The 16,151-nt window shown below is 72.2% G+C and carries 15 protein-coding genes; 3 read left to right on the forward strand and 12 right to left on the reverse strand.

What is annotated here, in order from left to right:
• Window positions 1-139 precede the first annotated feature (139 nt).
• Both NYO99_RS15145 and NYO99_RS15150 read left to right on the forward strand, forming a co-directional pair.
• Window positions 140-844, forward strand: a complete 705-nt coding sequence (locus NYO99_RS15145) for a Crp/Fnr family transcriptional regulator (RefSeq protein WP_268168080.1) — start codon at window positions 140-142, stop codon at window positions 842-844.
• Window positions 845-906: 62 nt separating this feature from the next.
• Complete coding sequence (locus NYO99_RS15150; protein ID WP_268168081.1) at window positions 907-1,980, forward strand: phosphotransferase; 1,074 nt, start codon at window positions 907-909, stop codon at window positions 1,978-1,980.
• A 14-nt stretch (window positions 1,981-1,994) separates the two neighbouring features.
• Here the strand turns inward: NYO99_RS15150 and NYO99_RS15155 are convergent, their stop codons facing one another.
• Window positions 1,995-2,702, reverse strand: coding sequence for a hypothetical protein (locus NYO99_RS15155; protein WP_268168082.1), 708 nt, complete (start codon window positions 2,700-2,702; stop codon window positions 1,995-1,997).
• Window positions 2,703-2,790: 88 nt separating this feature from the next.
• Between NYO99_RS15155 and NYO99_RS15160 the strand changes: the two genes are divergently transcribed.
• Window positions 2,791-3,483, forward strand: a complete 693-nt coding sequence (locus tag NYO99_RS15160; protein ID WP_268168084.1) for a glutathione S-transferase N-terminal domain-containing protein — start codon at window positions 2,791-2,793, stop codon at window positions 3,481-3,483.
• A 5-nt stretch (window positions 3,484-3,488) separates the two neighbouring features.
• On the opposite strand, the gene NYO99_RS15165 is transcribed toward NYO99_RS15160, so the two are convergent.
• From NYO99_RS15165 to NYO99_RS15215, 11 genes are all read right to left on the reverse strand, one after another.
• The gene (locus NYO99_RS15165; protein ID WP_268168085.1) at window positions 3,489-5,366 is read right to left on the reverse strand and encodes a phage tail sheath family protein; all 1,878 of its coding nucleotides are present in this window, start codon (window positions 5,364-5,366) and stop codon (window positions 3,489-3,491) included.
• Window positions 5,367-5,389: 23 nt separating this feature from the next.
• Window positions 5,390-6,970: a mechanosensitive ion channel family protein gene (locus tag NYO99_RS15170; protein ID WP_268168086.1), complete on the reverse strand. Its 1,581-nt coding sequence runs from the start codon at window positions 6,968-6,970 to the stop codon at window positions 5,390-5,392.
• Window positions 6,971-7,047: 77 nt separating this feature from the next.
• Window positions 7,048-7,788 (reverse strand): sulfur oxidation c-type cytochrome SoxA, encoded by a 741-nt coding sequence (gene soxA / locus NYO99_RS15175; protein ID WP_268168087.1) that lies wholly within the window; start codon window positions 7,786-7,788, stop codon window positions 7,048-7,050.
• Window positions 7,785-8,108, reverse strand: coding sequence for a thiosulfate oxidation carrier complex protein SoxZ (locus NYO99_RS15180; protein ID WP_268168088.1), 324 nt, complete (start codon window positions 8,106-8,108; stop codon window positions 7,785-7,787). Before NYO99_RS15180 ends, soxA begins: the two co-directional genes overlap by 4 nt.
• 61 nt (window positions 8,109-8,169) lie before the next feature.
• Window positions 8,170-8,580, reverse strand: coding sequence for a thiosulfate oxidation carrier protein SoxY (locus tag NYO99_RS15185; protein ID WP_268168089.1), 411 nt, complete (start codon window positions 8,578-8,580; stop codon window positions 8,170-8,172).
• A complete protein-coding gene (soxX, locus tag NYO99_RS15190; protein ID WP_268168090.1) occupies window positions 8,577-8,939 on the reverse strand; it encodes a sulfur oxidation c-type cytochrome SoxX in 363 nt (120 codons plus the stop codon). Before soxX ends, NYO99_RS15185 begins: the two co-directional genes overlap by 4 nt.
• Complete coding sequence (locus NYO99_RS15195) at window positions 8,939-11,110, reverse strand: xanthine dehydrogenase family protein molybdopterin-binding subunit (protein ID WP_268168091.1); 2,172 nt, start codon at window positions 11,108-11,110, stop codon at window positions 8,939-8,941. The genes soxX and NYO99_RS15195 overlap by 1 nt, the downstream gene beginning before the upstream one ends.
• Window positions 11,107-11,601 carry a (2Fe-2S)-binding protein gene (locus NYO99_RS15200; protein WP_268168092.1) on the reverse strand — a complete coding sequence of 165 codons (495 nt, stop codon included), beginning with the start codon at window positions 11,599-11,601 and terminating at the stop codon, window positions 11,107-11,109. Before NYO99_RS15200 ends, NYO99_RS15195 begins: the two co-directional genes overlap by 4 nt.
• 72 nt (window positions 11,602-11,673) lie before the next feature.
• Window positions 11,674-11,958 carry a hypothetical protein gene (locus NYO99_RS15205; RefSeq protein ID WP_268168093.1) on the reverse strand — a complete coding sequence of 95 codons (285 nt, stop codon included), beginning with the start codon at window positions 11,956-11,958 and terminating at the stop codon, window positions 11,674-11,676.
• 10 nt (window positions 11,959-11,968) lie between these two features.
• Entirely contained in the window at window positions 11,969-13,549 is a 1,581-nt protein-coding gene (locus NYO99_RS15210; RefSeq protein WP_268168094.1) for a phytase, read from the reverse strand.
• On the reverse strand, window positions 13,549-16,029 hold the full coding sequence (locus tag NYO99_RS15215; RefSeq protein WP_268168095.1) for a TonB-dependent receptor: 2,481 nt from the start codon (window positions 16,027-16,029) through the stop codon (window positions 13,549-13,551). Before NYO99_RS15215 ends, NYO99_RS15210 begins: the two co-directional genes overlap by 1 nt.
• Between the last annotated feature and the right edge of the window lie 122 nt (window positions 16,030-16,151).

The raw sequence follows: 16,151 nt of genomic DNA on the forward strand, positions 1-16,151 counted from the left end.
GGGTGTGAGAGCACCCAGCAAGGTCGGGCGCGGGGCCGTGATGGGCATTGACTGCGAGCGGCTGACGGTGAGTTGGAGGGGAGGCAGAACGGCGCGGGCGACTCTAGCATGGGGCCACCCGGGCACAATGCCGCCCGCCATGAACGCACTCACCCTCACCCCCGCCGAACGCCAGCAGATCGACCAGGGCGTGTGGTTCTCACGCCTGTCGGAGAGCCTGCGCAACGACATCCTGCAGCGCGCCTACGTGCGCCGGCTGCCCGACGAGACCATGCTGTCCCACCGCGGCGAGCCGGCCGAGGAGTGGTCGGCCGTCGCCAAGGGCGCCGTGCGCGTCAGCTCGGTGTCGTTGGCCGGCAAGCAGATTTCGTTGACCTATGTGGAGCCCGGCACCTGGTTCGGCGACATCGCGCTGTTCGACGGCCTGCCCCGCACGCATGACGCCTATGCCCATGGCGACACCACGCTGCTGTGCGTGCGCAAGGCCGATTTCCACGCGCTGCTGAAGGCCCATTCCGAGCTGTACGACGCGCTGCTGCGGCTGAACTGCCGGCGCCTGCGGCTGATGTTCGACATGATCGAGGACCTCAACACCCGCCCGCTCGCCGCGCGGCTGGCCAAGCAGGTGCTGCTGCTGGCGCGCTCCTACGGCGTGCACGAGGGCGACGAGATCCGCATCGGCCTGCAGCTCGCGCAGGAAGACCTGGCCCAGCTGCTGGGCGCCTCGCGCCAGCGCGTCAACCAGGAACTCAAGGCCTTCGAGCGCGAAGGCGCCGTGCGCGTGGAGCCCACGCGGCTGGTGGTGCTGAGCCGCGACAAGCTGCTTGCCGCAGCGTCGCGCTGAAGACACGCGGGCCGGTGCCCTGCTCGCAGAATGGAAAGTTCACGTCTCGACGAACGATCCCCATGGAAGCATTCACCGGCACCCGTCCCCTTGCCCAGCCGCTGGACACGGCAGCGCTCGAAGCCTGGCTGGCGGCCCGTGTCGACGGGTTCCAGGGGCCGCTGTCCATCGAGCAGTTCAAGGGCGGCCAATCCAACCCCACCTACCTGCTGACGACGCCCGGCGCCCGGTACGTGATGCGCAGCAAGCCCGCGCCGGTGGCCAAGCTGCTGCCCTCGGCGCACGCCATCGAGCGCGAGTTCCAAGTGATGGGCGCGCTGGCCGGCACCGACGTGCCCGTGCCGGCGATGCGCGCGCTGTGCGAGGACGAATCGGTCATCGGCCGCGCGTTCTACGTCATGGAGTTCATGCCCGGCCGCGTGCTCTGGGACCAGAGCCTGCCCGGCATGGGCAACGCCGACCGCGCGGCGCACTACGACGAGCTGAACCGCGTCATCGCAGCACTGCACCAGGTCGATTTCCAGGCCCGCGGGCTGCAGGCCTACGGCAAGCCAGGCAACTACTTCGAGCGCCAGATCGGCCGCTGGAGCAAGCAATACCTGGCCTCGGTCACCGAGCCCAACCCGGCGATGGACGCGCTGCTGGCCTGGCTGCCGGCGCACATACCGGCATCAGCGCGCGATGAAGGCGAGGTCAGCATCGTCCACGGCGACTACCGCATGGACAACGTCGTCTTCCACCCCACCGAGCCGCGCATCATCGCGGTGCTGGACTGGGAGTTGTCCACGCTGGGCCACCCGCTGGCCGACTTCAGCTACCACTGCATGAGCTGGCACATCCAGACCTCCGGCGCCGCGCGCGGCCTGGGCGGCGTGGACCTGGCCGCGTTGGGCATTCCGAGCGAGCGCGACTACGTGCAGCGCTACTGCGAGCGCACCGGCCGCGCCGATGCTGGCGCCGTCATGGCCGACTGGAACTTCTACCTGGCCTACAACCTGTTCCGCATCGCCGCCATCGTGCAAGGCATTGCCAAGCGCGTCGTGGACGGCACGGCCTCCAGCGCGCAGGCGCGCGAAACGGCCAAGAGCGCCCGGCCGCTGTCGGAGCTGGCCTGGCAGTTTGCACAGAAGGCCTGATCGGCCCGGCCGCCTCAGTGATCGTCTGACAACCGCGATGACGGCGACCACGCGATGGACGCCGTCGTCGGCCAGGCCCCGCCGTCGCCCAGCCGCCCACTGACACGTCGCGCCTCGCGCGCAGCCGTCTCCAGCAGGCGCACCAGCGCCTGCACGCGCGAAAGCTCGGCCTCGGCCATCTCGGTGCGCAGGTAGAGGTTGCCGCGCATGCACATCAGCACGAAGGGATGGCCCTCGGGCAGCAAGTCCTGGCTGGCCTGGGCCAGCGCCTCGCTGAGCGAGCCCTCGATCCAGCTGTTGCTCAGGTCCTTGGTGACGCCCACCACGCCGAAGCGCTGGCGCACGATCTGCGACGACGCATTGCCCAGCTTGGGGAACATCACCAGCCAGCGCATCTCCTCCGGCGTGTCGGTGTCCACGCGGGTCTTGAGCGTGTCGGTGTAGGCCTCGAAGACGGCGCCCTCCAGCGTCTCCATCAGCGCGCGGTCCAGCACCATCAGCTGCACGTCGGGGTGCAGCCCCACCTCGCAGCGCATGCGCAACTCGTTGCCCTGCAGATAGCTGCGCTGCGTCGGCCCCCACTCCACGCGCAGCGCGCCGGGCTGCGCATTGGCCTGCTCGATGAGAAAGCCCTGGCCATCACGGCTTTGGGTGAACTCGGCCCCCCGCGCCTCAGCCCAATCGAGGATTGGGCGCCAGCGTGCGGCGTTGGCACGGGTCACGAGCCAGTGCTTGACTTGCTTTACCACCATGAGTCGACAGAATCGGGCTGGATGCCAGGCAGGCCTGGGTCAGGAACGGAGGGGATGAATGCTTGAAGTCTACTCATGGCCCACACCCAACGGGCACAAGGTCCACATCATGCTGGAAGAGTGTGGCCTCGCGTACCGGGTGCATCCCGTGGACATCGGCGCTGGCGAGCAGTTCGCACCGGACTTCCTGGCCCTCAGCCCCAACAACAAGATCCCTGCCCTCACCGACCCCGACGGCCCCGACGGCCGGCCGATCTCGCTGTTCGAGAGCGGCGCCATCCTGCTCTACCTCGCCGGCAAGACCGGCCGCCTGCTGCCGGCCGATGTGGCGGGCAAGTACGAGGTGCTGCAGTGGCTGATGTTCCAGATGGGCAGTGTCGGCCCCATGCTCGGCCAGGCCCACCACTTCCGGCTCTACGCGCCGCAGCAGCTGCCCTACGCCATCGAGCGCTACACGCATGAGGCGCAGCGACTGTACGGCGTGCTCAACAAGCGGCTGGCGCACACCACCTACGTCGGCGGGCGCGACTACAGCATCGCCGACATCGCCGTGTTCCCGTGGCTGCGTTCATGGAAGAACCAGGGCGTGGAGATGGCCGACTACCCGCACCTGAAGGGCTGGTTCGACGAGATCGCCAAACGCCCGGCCGTGCAGCGCGGCGTGGCGGTGCTGGCCGACGCGCGCCGGCCGCTGACCGACGAACGCGCCCGCGAGGCCTTGTTCGGCGAGCGCCAGCAACGCCAGCGCTGACGCGCTCAGGCCGCCGCCCGCTGCGCGACGCGAAAGACCAGGAATTCCGCCGGCTTCAACAAGGCCACACCCACCTCCGCCACCAGCCGGCCGCGCGCCAGGTCGTCGGCCGTCATCGTGCCGTGATCGCAGCGCACGAAGAACGCGTTGTCCGGCCGATCGCCCTGCAGCGCACCGCCCTGCCACTGCAGGAGCAGGAAGTCGCGGATGCTGCGGCTCACCCGGTCCCACAGCGCCGGGCCCGGGGGCTCGAACACCACCCACTGCGTGCCCTGCTCGATCGCCCGCACGAGGCTGGCCAGGCAACGGCTCACGTTGACGTAGCGCGCTTGCGGGTCGTGGCTGAGCGTGCGTGCACCCCAGACGACGTGGCCGCGATGGGGGATGGTGCGCAGCAGATTGATGCCCTCGGGGTTCAGGACTTCCTGCTCGCCCGTGCCCAGCGCCGCAGCGAAGCCGATCGCACTGCGCAGCACCTCGTTCGCGGGCGCCCTGTGCACCCCCCGCAGGATGTCGTTGCGCACGCAGATGCCCGCCACGAAGCCGGATGGCGGCAACTGCAAGGCCTGGCCTGCGTGCGGGTCGGCCACAAGCACCCATGGGTGGTAGAGCGCCGCGCGCCGGCTCTCCAGCCCGGCCCTGAACCGGCGCACGCCGTCAACACCCAGGCCCTCGGGCGCATCCACCAGGGCCAGGCGGTAGCGCATGCGCTCGGCATGGTCGATTAGCGCACGGGCAATGCCGGCTGCGTCACCGGCAGGCGCTCCCGCACGACCGCCACCGCCCGGCGCGGCGACCAGCGCGATGTCGGCCAGCGCCTCGAACGGCAGCAGGCCGCTGGGGCCGTTCGCCCCCAACTCGCCCACGTAGTCGGCCACCTCGGGCCACACCCCGTCGTGGCCGCCGGCCAGTGTGAAGCGCGCGGTCACGCCGCGCGCCAGTTGGGCCGCCAGCGCAGCGAGCTCGTCCTGGCCGGCGGCAGCCCAGTCCGCGGGGGTCACTGCCAGCGGCGGCAGCAGCGCGCGCAGCAGGCCCAGCCCGGCGGCCTCACCCGCGGCGCCGGTGGTCGTCAGCACGATGGGTGGCGGTGGGGCGGCGGTCGTCGCCGCGCCCAAGGCTTGCAGCAGGGCCTGCGGCGGCAAGCCCGCCCACTCACCCCACACCTTGCCGTCAGCGGCCATCACCGTGACGCTGACGCTCAGCACGCAGGCCGCATCGCGGCTGCCGGCCGTCAAGTCCGGCGCGAAGTCGTCCAGCCGCCGCGCGGCCGGCGCCCCCTGCAGCCACCAGTTTCCGCTGGCATCGCGCCGCGCCTGGTACAGCGGCAGCGCCTCGACGCGGCGCCCGGCCAGCGGCCCCGGCAGCTGCGGCACGCAGGCGGTGCGCAGCCACACCAGGGCGCCGTCCGCCTGCGGCGCGAGCACGGGCTGCAGGCTGCCATCGGGCCTGGCCTGCGCCTGCAGCAGGCTGGCGCCCAACCGAAAGCTGAAGCGCAGGCCGAGATTACCGGCCGCGCCCGGATGGCGGGCGCGCAGCTGCACAGCGCCATCAGCGCCCAGGCTCAGACGCGCACAGCCATCGTCAGCCGCCCCAGCGCGGAACACGCGGCTCACGTGCAGGGCCTGGCCGCCCTCCAGAAAAAAGACACGCACCGCATGCCAGAGGTCATTGCTCAGCGTCTGCGCGCTGAAATGCAGAGGCGCGCCATCGCCGTAGCGGCGCTCGAAGTCGCCCAGGCTGGTCAGCAGCGGCGGCACGCCGGCCACCGGCCCGCTGCGGCACGGCCCGACGAAGCCCGTGAGCGTCGTGCCCACGGGCTCGATGGTCTTGGCGCGGAACGCGACCTCCTCGACATACACGCCGGGCGCCTGGAACTCGGGCATGAAGCGCTCCTCGGAAGGGCTGCTCAGCCCTGCGGCGGCAGCGGGCCGGATTGCGGCGCGAACCACGGCCCGGCCGCCACCACCTGGGGATCGGCCGGGTCAGACCGGTAATGCGGCGACATGATCTGCACGCCGTTCTCGTTGAACACGTCCTGGATGTGCGCGTGCAGCTGGCTCATGGCCTCGGCGCGGCGTCGCGGCGCGGCCCGGCTGCCCTGAGCGCACAGGCGGTACTCGACGTAGAAGTCGCTCAGCGCCGTCTGCACGACGTAGGGCGCCGGCTGCGCCAGCACGCCGGGTGTGCGGCGCGCCGCCTCCAGCAGCATGGCGTGCACCTGGCGCCACGGCGTCGCGTAGCCGATGGTGACGGCCGTGTGCAGCACGTACTGGCCGTCGTCCTGCACCAGCCGCGAGAAGTTGCGCACCGGCTGGCCGAACACCACCGCATTGGGCAGGCTCACCTCCTCGCCCAGCCCCGTGTGCAGCCGGGTGGCGAACATGCCCAGCGCTGTGACCGTGCCCTCCACCTCGCCGATGCGCACGTACTCGCCCACCCGCAACGAGCGCGAGTACATCAGCGACAGCCCCGCCATCAGCTGGCCCACGACGCCCGACGCCCCCAGCGACACCATCAGGCCGGCCAGCACCGTCACGCCCTTGAAGGCCTCGGTGCTGGCGCCGGGCAGGTAGGGATAGGCCATGGCCAGCGCAAACAGCCAGACCACCATCGCGACCAGGCGCTGGGTGGGGCCGGCCGTGTCGGCGTCCAGCCCGGCGAACTGCAACTCGCCGCGCTCGACGCGCTCCAGCACGGCGCGCAGCACGCCCAACGCGCCACGCGCGACGAGGAAGATCAGCCCTGCCGTCAGCAGCCCAGGCACGGCGCCCAGCGCGGCGCGGCCCAGGTCCAGCAGTTGCGTGAGCAGCCAGTCGCCCGCGCGCTCGCCCCAGGGCCGTGTCCAGGCGAACTGGCGCAGCACCACGCTGGCCCAGACGTCCAGCACCACCAGCGCCACGCCCCAGCTGGCCAGGCCCACGAGGCCGCGCAGCACCGCGATCGCATGCTCGCCCGACACCTGCCACCACGGCCGGGACGCTGCCGCCGGGCCGGCGCCCAGCTGGCGCACTGCCCGGCGCAACAGCCGGCGCCGCAGCTGCACCAAGGCCCACAGCAGGCCGGCAGCCGCCGCGCTCGCCAGCAGCGAAAAGGCCAACCCCACGGCCCAGGCCTTGGGGTCACGGGCCTCGCGCACCTCCGCCACGGCTTGGCGCAAGCGGCGCTCGGCATCCAGCGCAGCGGCGTCCAGCAAGGGGCCGGCGTGGGCACCGCCCAGGTCGTCGGGCACGAGGTGCAGCACCGCGATGCCGTTGACCAGCAGGCGCACCGCCGGCGGCTCGCCGGGCAAGACCTGGCGCTCAACGCGATCCGGCGCCGGGCCTGCCAATGCCGCCGCCAGCGCCTGCTGGGCCGCCTCGGCGCGCTCGGCGGGCGACTCGCCCTTGAGCGTGGCCCGCAGCGTCACCAGCTTGCGCTGATTCAGGCTCAGGTCGGCCGCCGTGGCCTCGGCGGCCCGGGCGCCCAGCGGCGCCCACAAGACCATCATCAGAATCCAGCACCCCAGTCGTCGCATGCACGCTCCTCTGTCTGCTGGTGGCTAGCTTAGGGCAAGCGCGCGCCCGCTCAGGGCCGCACACCAGGGGGTTGCATCGGCAACCCGGCCGAGCGCCGCGCCAGGTAGACCTGCAGCGCCATCAGCGCCTCGCCGTCCCAGGGCGGCACGGCGGCCCGCACCCCGCTGAAACAGCCACGCAGCCGGCGCTGCAGGCTGCCCAGCTGCTGCCACTCCAGCCGGTAGACGGGGTAGTCGTCCACATGGCCTTGCGGGATCAGGCTGCCGCCCAGGCGCAGACCGGCGCGCTCGTCATGGCATTGCGCGCACGACAGGTTGAGCGCGCCCAGGCGCGTCATGTAGAGCTGCTGGCCCTGCGCGGCGGCGCGATCCAGCTCGGGGCCGCGTGGCGGCTGCAGCTGCAGGCCGCGTGACTGCTGGGCCACCAGCGCCGTCAGCGCCAGCAGCGGCTCGGCCTCGGGCGCCCAGGCCGGCTGGCGCTGGTGCTGCACGCGGCAGCGCTGCACGCGGGCAGGCAGGTCCAGCACGGCCCGTGCGCCGGTGTCGAAAGCGGGGTAGCGCGCCGCCACGCCGCGCAGCTGCTCGGGCTCGCCGTGGCAGCTGGCGCAAGACCTGGCCCCCTGCCCCCACAGCTCGCGGCCCAGGGCCAGGGCCAGCTGCGCCGGGTGCTGGCCGTCATCGGCCTGCAGCGCGCGCAGCGCGGGGCTCATGGTGTCGCGGCCGGAGCGGCGCTCGTCGGCCGCTGCGGGCAGCGTCAGTGCCAGCACCAGCCACAGCACGGCGTGCGTCATGGCAGCGGCAGGCGGCGCGTCTCGCGGTGCTCGAAGCCGCGGTCGCCACGCCACACGAAGCTCAGCTCACCCGGGCCGCTCACCTGCAGCCAGAACGACACCCAGGGGTTGGCCGACACGGCCGCGAACAGATCCGCCGCGAACACCAGCTCGCCGTCGAGCCGGCACTCGAAGCGCCGCACCAGGTCGCGCGGCAGGCGCGCGCCGTCGTCGCCGGTGCGGTAGCCGGTCTCCATCGCATGAGCCACGGTGGCCCGCACCTCAAAGGCCTCGCCCGGCCGGATGACGGCGGGCAGCGTGATGACGGCTCTCGTTGCCATCAGCGCCCGCCGAGCCAGCCCGTAGGGGCCAATGAAACGAGCACGCGTGCGGCCCTCACGATCAGGGCTCCACGCAGGCCGCGAGCGTCACGACGACGTCCACGCTGGCCTGCCAGCAACGGCCGTCCGCCGCCTTGGCGACGGCCACGATGGTCTGGCTGCGCGCCAGCCGCATGCGGGTGCCGAACTCGGGCCGGGCCACGGCCGCGCCGAAGCTCGCCTGCAGCACGTCAGGCTCGGGGTTCAGCGACGTGAACAGCGCCAGGCCCACCACCGGCTCGGCCGCCACCACGCGCACCGGCACGGCGTTGCCGTTCTCCACCAGCTCGGCGATGACGATCTGCAGCGACCCGGGCGCGGGGTCCTGCCCCGCCCAGGCGCGGATGGCGGCGCGCATGGCGCCGTCGCTGGCCTGCGCAACCGGCAGCAGCGCGACAGCCGACGCGGCCAGGGCGAACGCGCGCCGCTTCATTTCGACAGCGTGCCCAGGTAGGCCACGAGATCCTCCAGCTGCTGCTCGGTCAACGCCGGCCGGCCGGCCCAGGCCGGGGCCACGTCGCGCAGGCCGTCGGTCGAGCGGAACGGCGGCATCACGGTGGCCGGGTTGAAGCGCCGCATGTCGGCGATGCGCTCGCGCAGCGCAGCCGGCCCAAGCCGCGCGGCCTGGGCCAGCGGCGGCGCCAGGTTGCCGTGGTTGGCATCGCCCTCGGCGCTCAGCGCATGGCACAGCAGGCACAGGCTCTGCGTGCGGTCAGCCAGCAGCGCACGGCCGCGCTCGACATCGCCGGCAGGCGCAGCGGCCGTCAGCACGAGCGCCAGCAACGCCTGCATCACACGAGGCTGTGCTTGCTCAGCGGCAGGTCGCGGATGCGCTTGCCCGTCGCCGCGAAGATGGCGTTCAGCACGGCCGGCGCGGCCACCGCGATGGTGGGCTCGCCCACGCCGCCCCAGAAGCCGCCCGATGGCATGACGAGGGTCTCGACCGCCGGCATGTGCTCCATCTTCAGCATCGGGTAGGTGTTGAAGTTCTGCTGCTCGACGCGGCCGTCCTTGACCGTGATCTCGCCGAACAGCGCGGCCGACAGCCCGTAGACGAAGCTGCCCTCCACCTGTGCGGCGATCTGCTGCGGGTTGACCGCATGGCCGGGGTCGGTGGCGGCCACGATGCGGTGGATCTTGAGCTCGCCCTTCTTGTTGACCGACACCTCGGCGCAGGCCGCCACGTAGCTGCCGAAGCCCATGATCTGGGCCAGGCCCAGGTGCCGGCCCTTGGGCCGCGGCTTGCCCCAGCCGGCCTTGGCCGCCACCGCGTTCAGCACGGCCAGGTGCTTGGGCGAATTGGCCAGCAGCTCGCGGCGCAGCGCCAGCGGGTCGCGCTTGGCGGCATGGGCGACCTCGTCGAGGAAGCACTCCAGGTAGACCGCGTTCTGGTTCAGGTTCACGCCGCGCCAGAAGCCCGGCGGCACGGTGGGGTTGCGCATCGCGTGGTCGATGAGCAGGTTGGGCACCGCATAGCCCAGCGCACCCTCGGCACCGCCCGCGCTCAGGCCCTGGAACACGGCCGGGTCTTTCCCGTCGCGGATGTTCTGCGGAAAGATGCCCGCGATGATGCTCTGGCCCGAGATGCGCATGTGCAGCGCGGTGAGCTTGCCCGCCTCGTCCAGCCCCGCCGTCAGCTTGCACTGCGTGACGGGGTGGTAGCGGCCGTGGGTCATGTCCTCCTCGCGGCTCCAGATCAGCTTGACCGGCGTGCCGGGCAGCTCGCGCGCGATCAGCACCGCCTGGCGCACCCAGTCGTGCACAGCGCCGCGCCGGCCGAAGCCGCCGCCCAGGTGCAGCTTGTAGACCTCGCAGGCCGACGGCGGCAGGCCGGCTGCCTCGGCGGTGGCGGCCAGCGCGGCCTCGCCGTTCTGCGTCGGCGTCCAGACCTCGCAACGCTCGGGCGTCCCGGGCTTTGCAGGGGTGATGAGTGCCGTGGCATTCATGACCTCCATCGTTGCGTGGTTCTGGTGCGGGTAGCCGTAGACCGCCTCCACGCGCCGTGCCGCGCCGGCCAGCGCGGCCTTCACGTCGCCCTGGCTGCTGCCCACGGCGGCGGTGTCGGCGTCCAGCCCGGCCTTCAGCACGGCAGCGGTGTCGGCGCTGTTCTGCGTCGCGTTGGCGCCCTCGTCCCAGACGATGGGCAGCGCGTCCAGCGCGGTCTTGGCGCGCCACCAGGTGTCGGCCACCACGGCCACGGCCGTGTCGCCCACCTTGACGACCTTCTTCACGCCCGGGCGGCTCTCGATGGCGGCCGCGTCAAAGCTCCTGAGCTTGCCGCCGAACACCGGGCAGTCCTTGATGGCCGCATTCAGCATGCCCGGCAGTTGCAGGTCCATGCCGTAGATCAGCGAGCCGTCGAGCTTGGGGCGCGTGTCGAGCCGCTTCATCGGCCGGCCGGCCAGCTTCCAGTCCTTGGCGGGCTTGAGCTGGATGTCAGCTGGCGCTGCCAGCTTGGCCGCCTCGGCCGCCAGCGCGCCGTAGCTGAGCTTCTTGCCCGCGTGCAGCACATGGCCGGCCGCGGTGCTGCACTCCACCACCGACACGTTCCACTGGTTGGCGGCCGCCTGGATCAGCAGCGCCCGCGCCAGCGCACCGCCCTTGCGCACGTACTCGTGCGAGTCGCGCACGCCGCGGCTGCCGCCGGTGCTCATGCTGCCCCAGACGCGGTTGCGCGCCAGGTTCTGGCCCGGCGTGGGGTACTCGGTCTTGACCTTGTGCCAGTCGCAGTCCAGCTCCTCGGCCACCAGCTGGGCCAGGCCGGTCAGCGTGCCCTGGCCCATCTCGGAGCGGGCGATGCGGATCAGCGTGGTGTCGTCCGGCAGCACCTGCACCCAGGCATTCAGCTCGGGCGTGGGCGTGCCGGCCTGGGCAAGACCCGGCACGTGGAAGCCCACCATCAGCCCGCCGGCCACAGCCGAGGTGGCGCTGAGGAACTCGCGTCGATTCAGCGTCGCGCTCATGCCTGGCCTCCGTCGATGACGATGGGGATCTGCTTGCGCGTCACCTGGCCGGCCGCCAGATGGATGGCGGCGCGCACGCGGTTGTAGGTGCCACAGCGGCAGATATTGGTGATGGCCGCGTCGATGTCGGCATCGGTGGGCTTGGGCTTGTCCTTCAGCAGCGCCGCGGCGGCCATCAGCATGCCGCTCTGGCAGAAGCCGCACTGCGGCACATCCAGCGCGTCCCAGGCATTCTGCAGCGGGTGGCTGGCCGTGGGCGACAGGCCCTCGATCGTGGTGATCTTTTGCGCCGGCGTCAGCGCAGAGGCCGGCATCACGCAGCTGCGCACCGGGGCGCCGTCGATGTGCACCGTGCAGGCGCCGCACTGCGCCACGCCGCAGCCGTACTTGGTGCCCGTCAGGCGCAGCTGCTCGCGCAACACCCACAGCAGCGGCGTGTCCGCCTCCGCCTCGTACGACATCCGCGTGCCGTTGACCGTCAACTCCGCCATGCGCGCTGCTCCTGTTCCGCCACCCTTGGCGGGCGGCAGACTAGCAGGGTCGGCGGCGGCCTGCCAGCCGGCTCAATCCTGCCGCCAGCCGCGCAGGGTCATGCAGCGCTTGTGGGCCGCCACGGCGCCGGCCGTGGCCTGCAGGCGCTGCTGTTCCTCCTGCCCCGCGCAGTGCGCGCCGGCACAACCACGCGGCTGGGCCATGCCCTGCTCCAGCCGCGCCAGGCGCACGGCGTCCTTCTCGCAGGCAGCCAGGTCAGCCTGCAGGTCGGCGCCCGGGGTCTTGGGGTTCACCCAGCGGGGCGAGGCGCAGGCGCCCAGCGCCAGGCAGGTCAGCAGCAACGGCAACAGTTTCATGCCGCCGATGCTAGCGGCCGGTGCGCAGCGCCTGCTCCACCGCGCCCCACGGCACGAGCTTGAAGTTCTGCGGCCCGTGCGGCAGGCGCTTGTGACCGTCCTGCACGACGAGCAGGCCGTCCTGGTACGGGCCGCCGAGGTTGGCGGGCGTCAGGTCCAGGCCGTCGGTCTCGGAGACCGCGTCGATGCCCAGCGCCGCGTTGACGCCGATGGAGAACGTGCCGCGCTGCGCGAACGGCGGGCGGATGTCGTAGACGGCGTAGGAGTCGCTGCCCTGCGACGACACCACCAGCCAGCCGCGCCCGGGGTGGATGGCCAGGCCTTCCACGTCCGGCACCAGGCCCGGACCGGCGGTGATGACCAGCGCCGGCTGGCTGCCCGGCGTGGCCAGGTCCAGCCGCCACACGCCGCGCTTCTCCTCACCGATGAACAGCGCCTGGTGCGCCTCGTCCACCACGCAGCCTTCGGGCTGGCTGGCCAGGCGGTACTCGGCCACGGGCCGGGCCTGCCAGGTGCTGCCGGCCAGCGTCAGGCGCAGGCGCAGCACGCGGCCGTCCTTGTCGTTGGGGTAGACGTCCAGCCCGCCCTCGGCGTTGCGGCCGACACAGATGCCGTAAATGTCGTCCAGCCCGGTGGGCAGGCGGGCTAGCTCGCTGACGCGGCCCGCGGGCGAGATGCCGAACAGCACCAGGCCGGCCTCGTCGCGCTGCGTGGCCACGGCCAGGTCCAGCCGGCGGCCGCCGTAGCGCAGGCCCTGGCGCAGATCCACGTTGTTGATGCGGCCCACGGGCAGGAACTGGCGCTCGCGGCCGTCCAGGCCGTAGACGGCCAGGCCGCGCTTCTTGTCGGTGCCCAGCACCAGGCTCTGCGCGCCGCGCGTCGGGTGCACCCAGATGGCGGGGTCGTCGGCGGCATCACCAGCCTCGCGCACCGGCTGGGTCTGGCCCATGGGCAACACGACCGGGTGCGGTGCCGGCAGCGGCGCCACGGGGTGGGCGGCCAACCACGCCTCCAGCTGGGCATTGAGCGCCTTCTCGCCGGACTCGCTGTCCGCCAGCAGCAGGCGCCGGCCCGGGCGCTCGGCGTTGGCGGACTGGGCCCACAGGCCCACGCCGGGCTCGCTGAGGTAGAGCAGGCCCTCGGCATCGCGCACGCGGCAGGCGCCGGGGTCCAGCGGCGTGGCCAGCGGCTGCATGGGCAGCGCCTCGCCGCCACGGATCAGCCACTGCGCCGACAAGCCCTCCTTGCCCAGCAGGAAGAGCTGCAGCAGGCCTTGCGGGTCGCGGTACAGGCACAGCTGCGCGAGGTCGAACGGCGGCGCGGGCCACTCGGCCTGGCGCTGCAGCCGGCCGGCGCTGGCGCGCCAGAGCTGGAGGCGGCCGCTGTCGGCGTCCTGCAGCACGGCCAGACGGCCATCGTCATGGCGCTGGTCCATGTGCTTGGCGCGCAGCGCGTGGCGGTCCAGCGTGCGGCCAGCGTCGTCGCGCAGCTCCAGCGCGGTCTTGGCGAGCTCGAAGCGCTCGGCGTGCGCGGCGCTCTGCGCGACGGTCAGGGTGGCGCCAAGCGCGAGGGTCAGCAACAGACGGCGCATCAGAACAGGCTCCACTTCAGGCCCAGCTTGATGCTGCGGCCGTAACGCTCGTACTGCGCATTCTGCGCAGGCGCGGACTGGTAGACGTAGTAGGCCTGGTTGGTCAGGTTGGCCACCTCGGCGCTCAGCTCCAGCTGGCGGCTGAACTTGTACTTCAGCGACAGGTCCACACGCCGCTGGCCATCCACGCGCAGATCGCGTGCGGCATCGAACACGTCGCCCACCTCCAGCAGGTAGGACGACTGGTGGTTCAGCGCCAGGCGCGCCGACAGGCCCTGCCCTTCCCAGCCCAGGCTGAGGTTGACGCTGCGGTCGGACTGGCTGGGCAGGCTGATCTCGCGGCTCTTCCACACGCCGCCGTCATAGCCGCCCACGCGCGCCTTGGAGCGCACCAGGCTGGCATTGGCGCCGACGATCAGGTTGTTGAACGGCGCCGGCAGGCTGCGCAGCGCCTGGTTGTAGGCCAGCTCCACGCCGTGCACGCGGGCGCTGGCGCCGTTGGCAAACGTGTTGACCTGGTCGAAGCCCTCCCAGCCCGGTGTGCCGGCCAGGTCGGTCTGGAACACGAAGTCGCGGATGCGCTTGCTGAAGGCATAGGCCGACACCGTGCCGTCCCGGCCCAGGCCCTGCTCCAGGCCGATGTCCAGGTTGCGCGAGCGCAGCGGCTTCAGGCTCGGGTTGCCGAGCTCGGCCTCGTCGCCGTCCACCACGCGGCCGGGCGACAGCTGCTCGAAGCTGGGCCGCACCAGCGAGCTGGTGAAGGCTGCACGCGCCAGCAGCTGGCCGCCCAGATCCTGGCGCAGCATCAGCGCCGGCAGCCAGTGGGTGCTGCGGGTGTCAACGCGGACCGCCGCCACATCGCCGTCCACCAGCGCGTTGCCACGCGCCTGGAAGCGCACCCGCTCCAGCCGCACGCCGCCCAGCAGCTGCGTGCCGCCGCGCTCCCAGGTGGCCTGGGCGTAGAAGGCGTCGACCTGCTCCTTCAGGTCGACATCACCCACCAGCGAGTCCTCGTCGTCGCGGTAGTCGGCCAGCTTCAGCGAACGCCACAGCGCGCGCAGCTTGCCGGCGTCCATGGCCGGGCCGAAGCTGCCGCCCCACGGGTAGTTCACGCCCGCCGTGCCGCTCACGTCGGCCAGGCCGCGCTCGCCGAGCGCGTCGCTGTCCAGCACATAGGTCTCCTGCTGGTTGTCCTTGTGACGGCGCGTGGCCTTGGCGCCGGTCTTGATGGTCAGCTCCGCGCCGCCGGCCAGGTCCAGCGTGCGCTGCACGTCCAGCTTCAGGTGGCGCACGCGGTCGCGGGCGCGGCTGTCCTCGATCTCGACCTCATCCAGCTCGTAGGCGCCGGCCTGGCGCAGGCCGGCCGGCCCCTGCAGCAGCGGGCGGCGGCTGTCGCTGAAACCCAGGCCGGAGAAGTCCGCCTCGAAGGCGGCACCCGCCAGGCCCTCGGGCGTGCGCTCCTCGGCACGGCCCAGGCCGGTCTCGGCCTGCAGCAGCCAGCCCGTCAGTGCCAGCTGGCCGCCCAGCGCGAGCGACGCCGTGCGGGCCGTCTCGCGGCGGGCCTTGAGTTCACGCACGGCCGTGCCGTCGCCCAGCGCGCCGGCCGACTGCGCGTCCTCGAACTCCACGGCCAGCGCCTGGCGCTGCTCGTCGTCACTGAAGCGGCTGGTGAAGCCGCGCAGGTAGAGCTGCTGGCCCGCCGAGGGGCGCCAGTCCAGGCTCAGCGCGGCGCCGGTGCGGGTGCGCAGGATGTCGTAGCGGCGCAGTTCCAGTTCCTCCAGCTTGCCGTCCTCGTCCCAGGCGCCGCCGGTCTCGACGTTGTCGCTGGCAAAGCGCCGCTGGTCGCGCGACACCGACACCGCCAAGCCCAGCTTGCCGTCGGCAAAGCGGTCCGCGAATGTCACGCCCAGGCGCGGCTTGGTGGCGCCCAGGTTGGTGTCATGGTTGGCGCCCAGGTCCACGCTGAGCAGGCGGCCCGCCACGTCAAAGGCCGTCAGCGTGTTGACGCTGACACTGCCGCCCAGGCTGCTCGCGTCCATGTCGGGCGTCAGGGTCTTGTGGACCTCCAGCGAGCGGATCAGCCCGGCCGGCACCACATCCAGGCCCGGCGAGCGGCGGCCGGCCTCGGAGGCGGGCACGGTGGCGCCATTGATGCTGATCGTGTTGTAGTCGGACCCCAGCCCGCGCACGCGCACGAAGCGGCCCTCGCCCTGGTCGCGCTCCAGCGTCACGCCAGGCAGCCGGGCCAGCGCCTCGGCGGCGTTGTCGTCAGGCAGCTGGCCGATGCCGTCGGCATGCACGACGCTGAGCACGCCCTGCGCGTTGCGCTGCTTGTCCAGCGCCGACTGCAGGCTGGCGCGCTGGCCGGTGACGACGATGGTGCCGAGGTTCTCGGTCTTGGTCTGGGCCTGCGCGGCAAAGCCCAGGCCGATGGAGACGGCCAGCAGGCCGAGGCGGGGAATGTGGCGGTGTGCGGTCATGGCGGAAAGTCCGGCGTCGTGTGAATGGCCGGCATGCTGGCGGCGCGCCATGGCGCCTGTTTGAATCGGCTGTCACAAAGGCCGGGCAGCGCAATGGCGCACGCGGCGTGAGCTGATGCGAC

This window comes from Roseateles hydrophilus (genome assembly GCF_026712245.1).
Classification (GTDB): Bacteria; Pseudomonadota; Gammaproteobacteria; order Burkholderiales; family Burkholderiaceae_C; genus Pelomonas; species Pelomonas hydrophilus.

Bases quoted from the DNA above. Each gene is read 5' to 3' on its own strand.
- NYO99_RS15145 (WP_268168080.1), top strand. From the start codon at position 140: ATGAACGCACTCACCCTCACCCCCGCCGAACGCCAGCAGATCGACCAG.
- NYO99_RS15150 (WP_268168081.1), top strand. From the start codon at position 907: ATGGAAGCATTCACCGGCACCCGTCCCCTTGCCCAGCCGCTGGACACG.
- NYO99_RS15160 (WP_268168084.1), top strand. From the start codon at position 2,791: ATGCTTGAAGTCTACTCATGGCCCACACCCAACGGGCACAAGGTCCAC.
- NYO99_RS15165 (WP_268168085.1), bottom strand. From the start codon at position 5,366: ATGCCCGAGTTCCAGGCGCCCGGCGTGTATGTCGAGGAGGTCGCGTTC.
- NYO99_RS15170 (WP_268168086.1), bottom strand. From the start codon at position 6,970: ATGATGGTCTTGTGGGCGCCGCTGGGCGCCCGGGCCGCCGAGGCCACG.
- soxA (WP_268168087.1), bottom strand. From the start codon at position 7,788: ATGACGCACGCCGTGCTGTGGCTGGTGCTGGCACTGACGCTGCCCGCA.
- NYO99_RS15180 (WP_268168088.1), bottom strand. From the start codon at position 8,108: ATGGCAACGAGAGCCGTCATCACGCTGCCCGCCGTCATCCGGCCGGGC.
- NYO99_RS15185 (WP_268168089.1), bottom strand. From the start codon at position 8,580: ATGAAGCGGCGCGCGTTCGCCCTGGCCGCGTCGGCTGTCGCGCTGCTG.
- soxX (WP_268168090.1), bottom strand. From the start codon at position 8,939: ATGCAGGCGTTGCTGGCGCTCGTGCTGACGGCCGCTGCGCCTGCCGGC.
- NYO99_RS15195 (WP_268168091.1), bottom strand. From the start codon at position 11,110: ATGAGCGCGACGCTGAATCGACGCGAGTTCCTCAGCGCCACCTCGGCT.
- NYO99_RS15200 (WP_268168092.1), bottom strand. From the start codon at position 11,601: ATGGCGGAGTTGACGGTCAACGGCACGCGGATGTCGTACGAGGCGGAG.
- NYO99_RS15205 (WP_268168093.1), bottom strand. From the start codon at position 11,958: ATGAAACTGTTGCCGTTGCTGCTGACCTGCCTGGCGCTGGGCGCCTGC.
- NYO99_RS15210 (WP_268168094.1), bottom strand. From the start codon at position 13,549: ATGCGCCGTCTGTTGCTGACCCTCGCGCTTGGCGCCACCCTGACCGTC.
- NYO99_RS15215 (WP_268168095.1), bottom strand. From the start codon at position 16,029: ATGACCGCACACCGCCACATTCCCCGCCTCGGCCTGCTGGCCGTCTCC.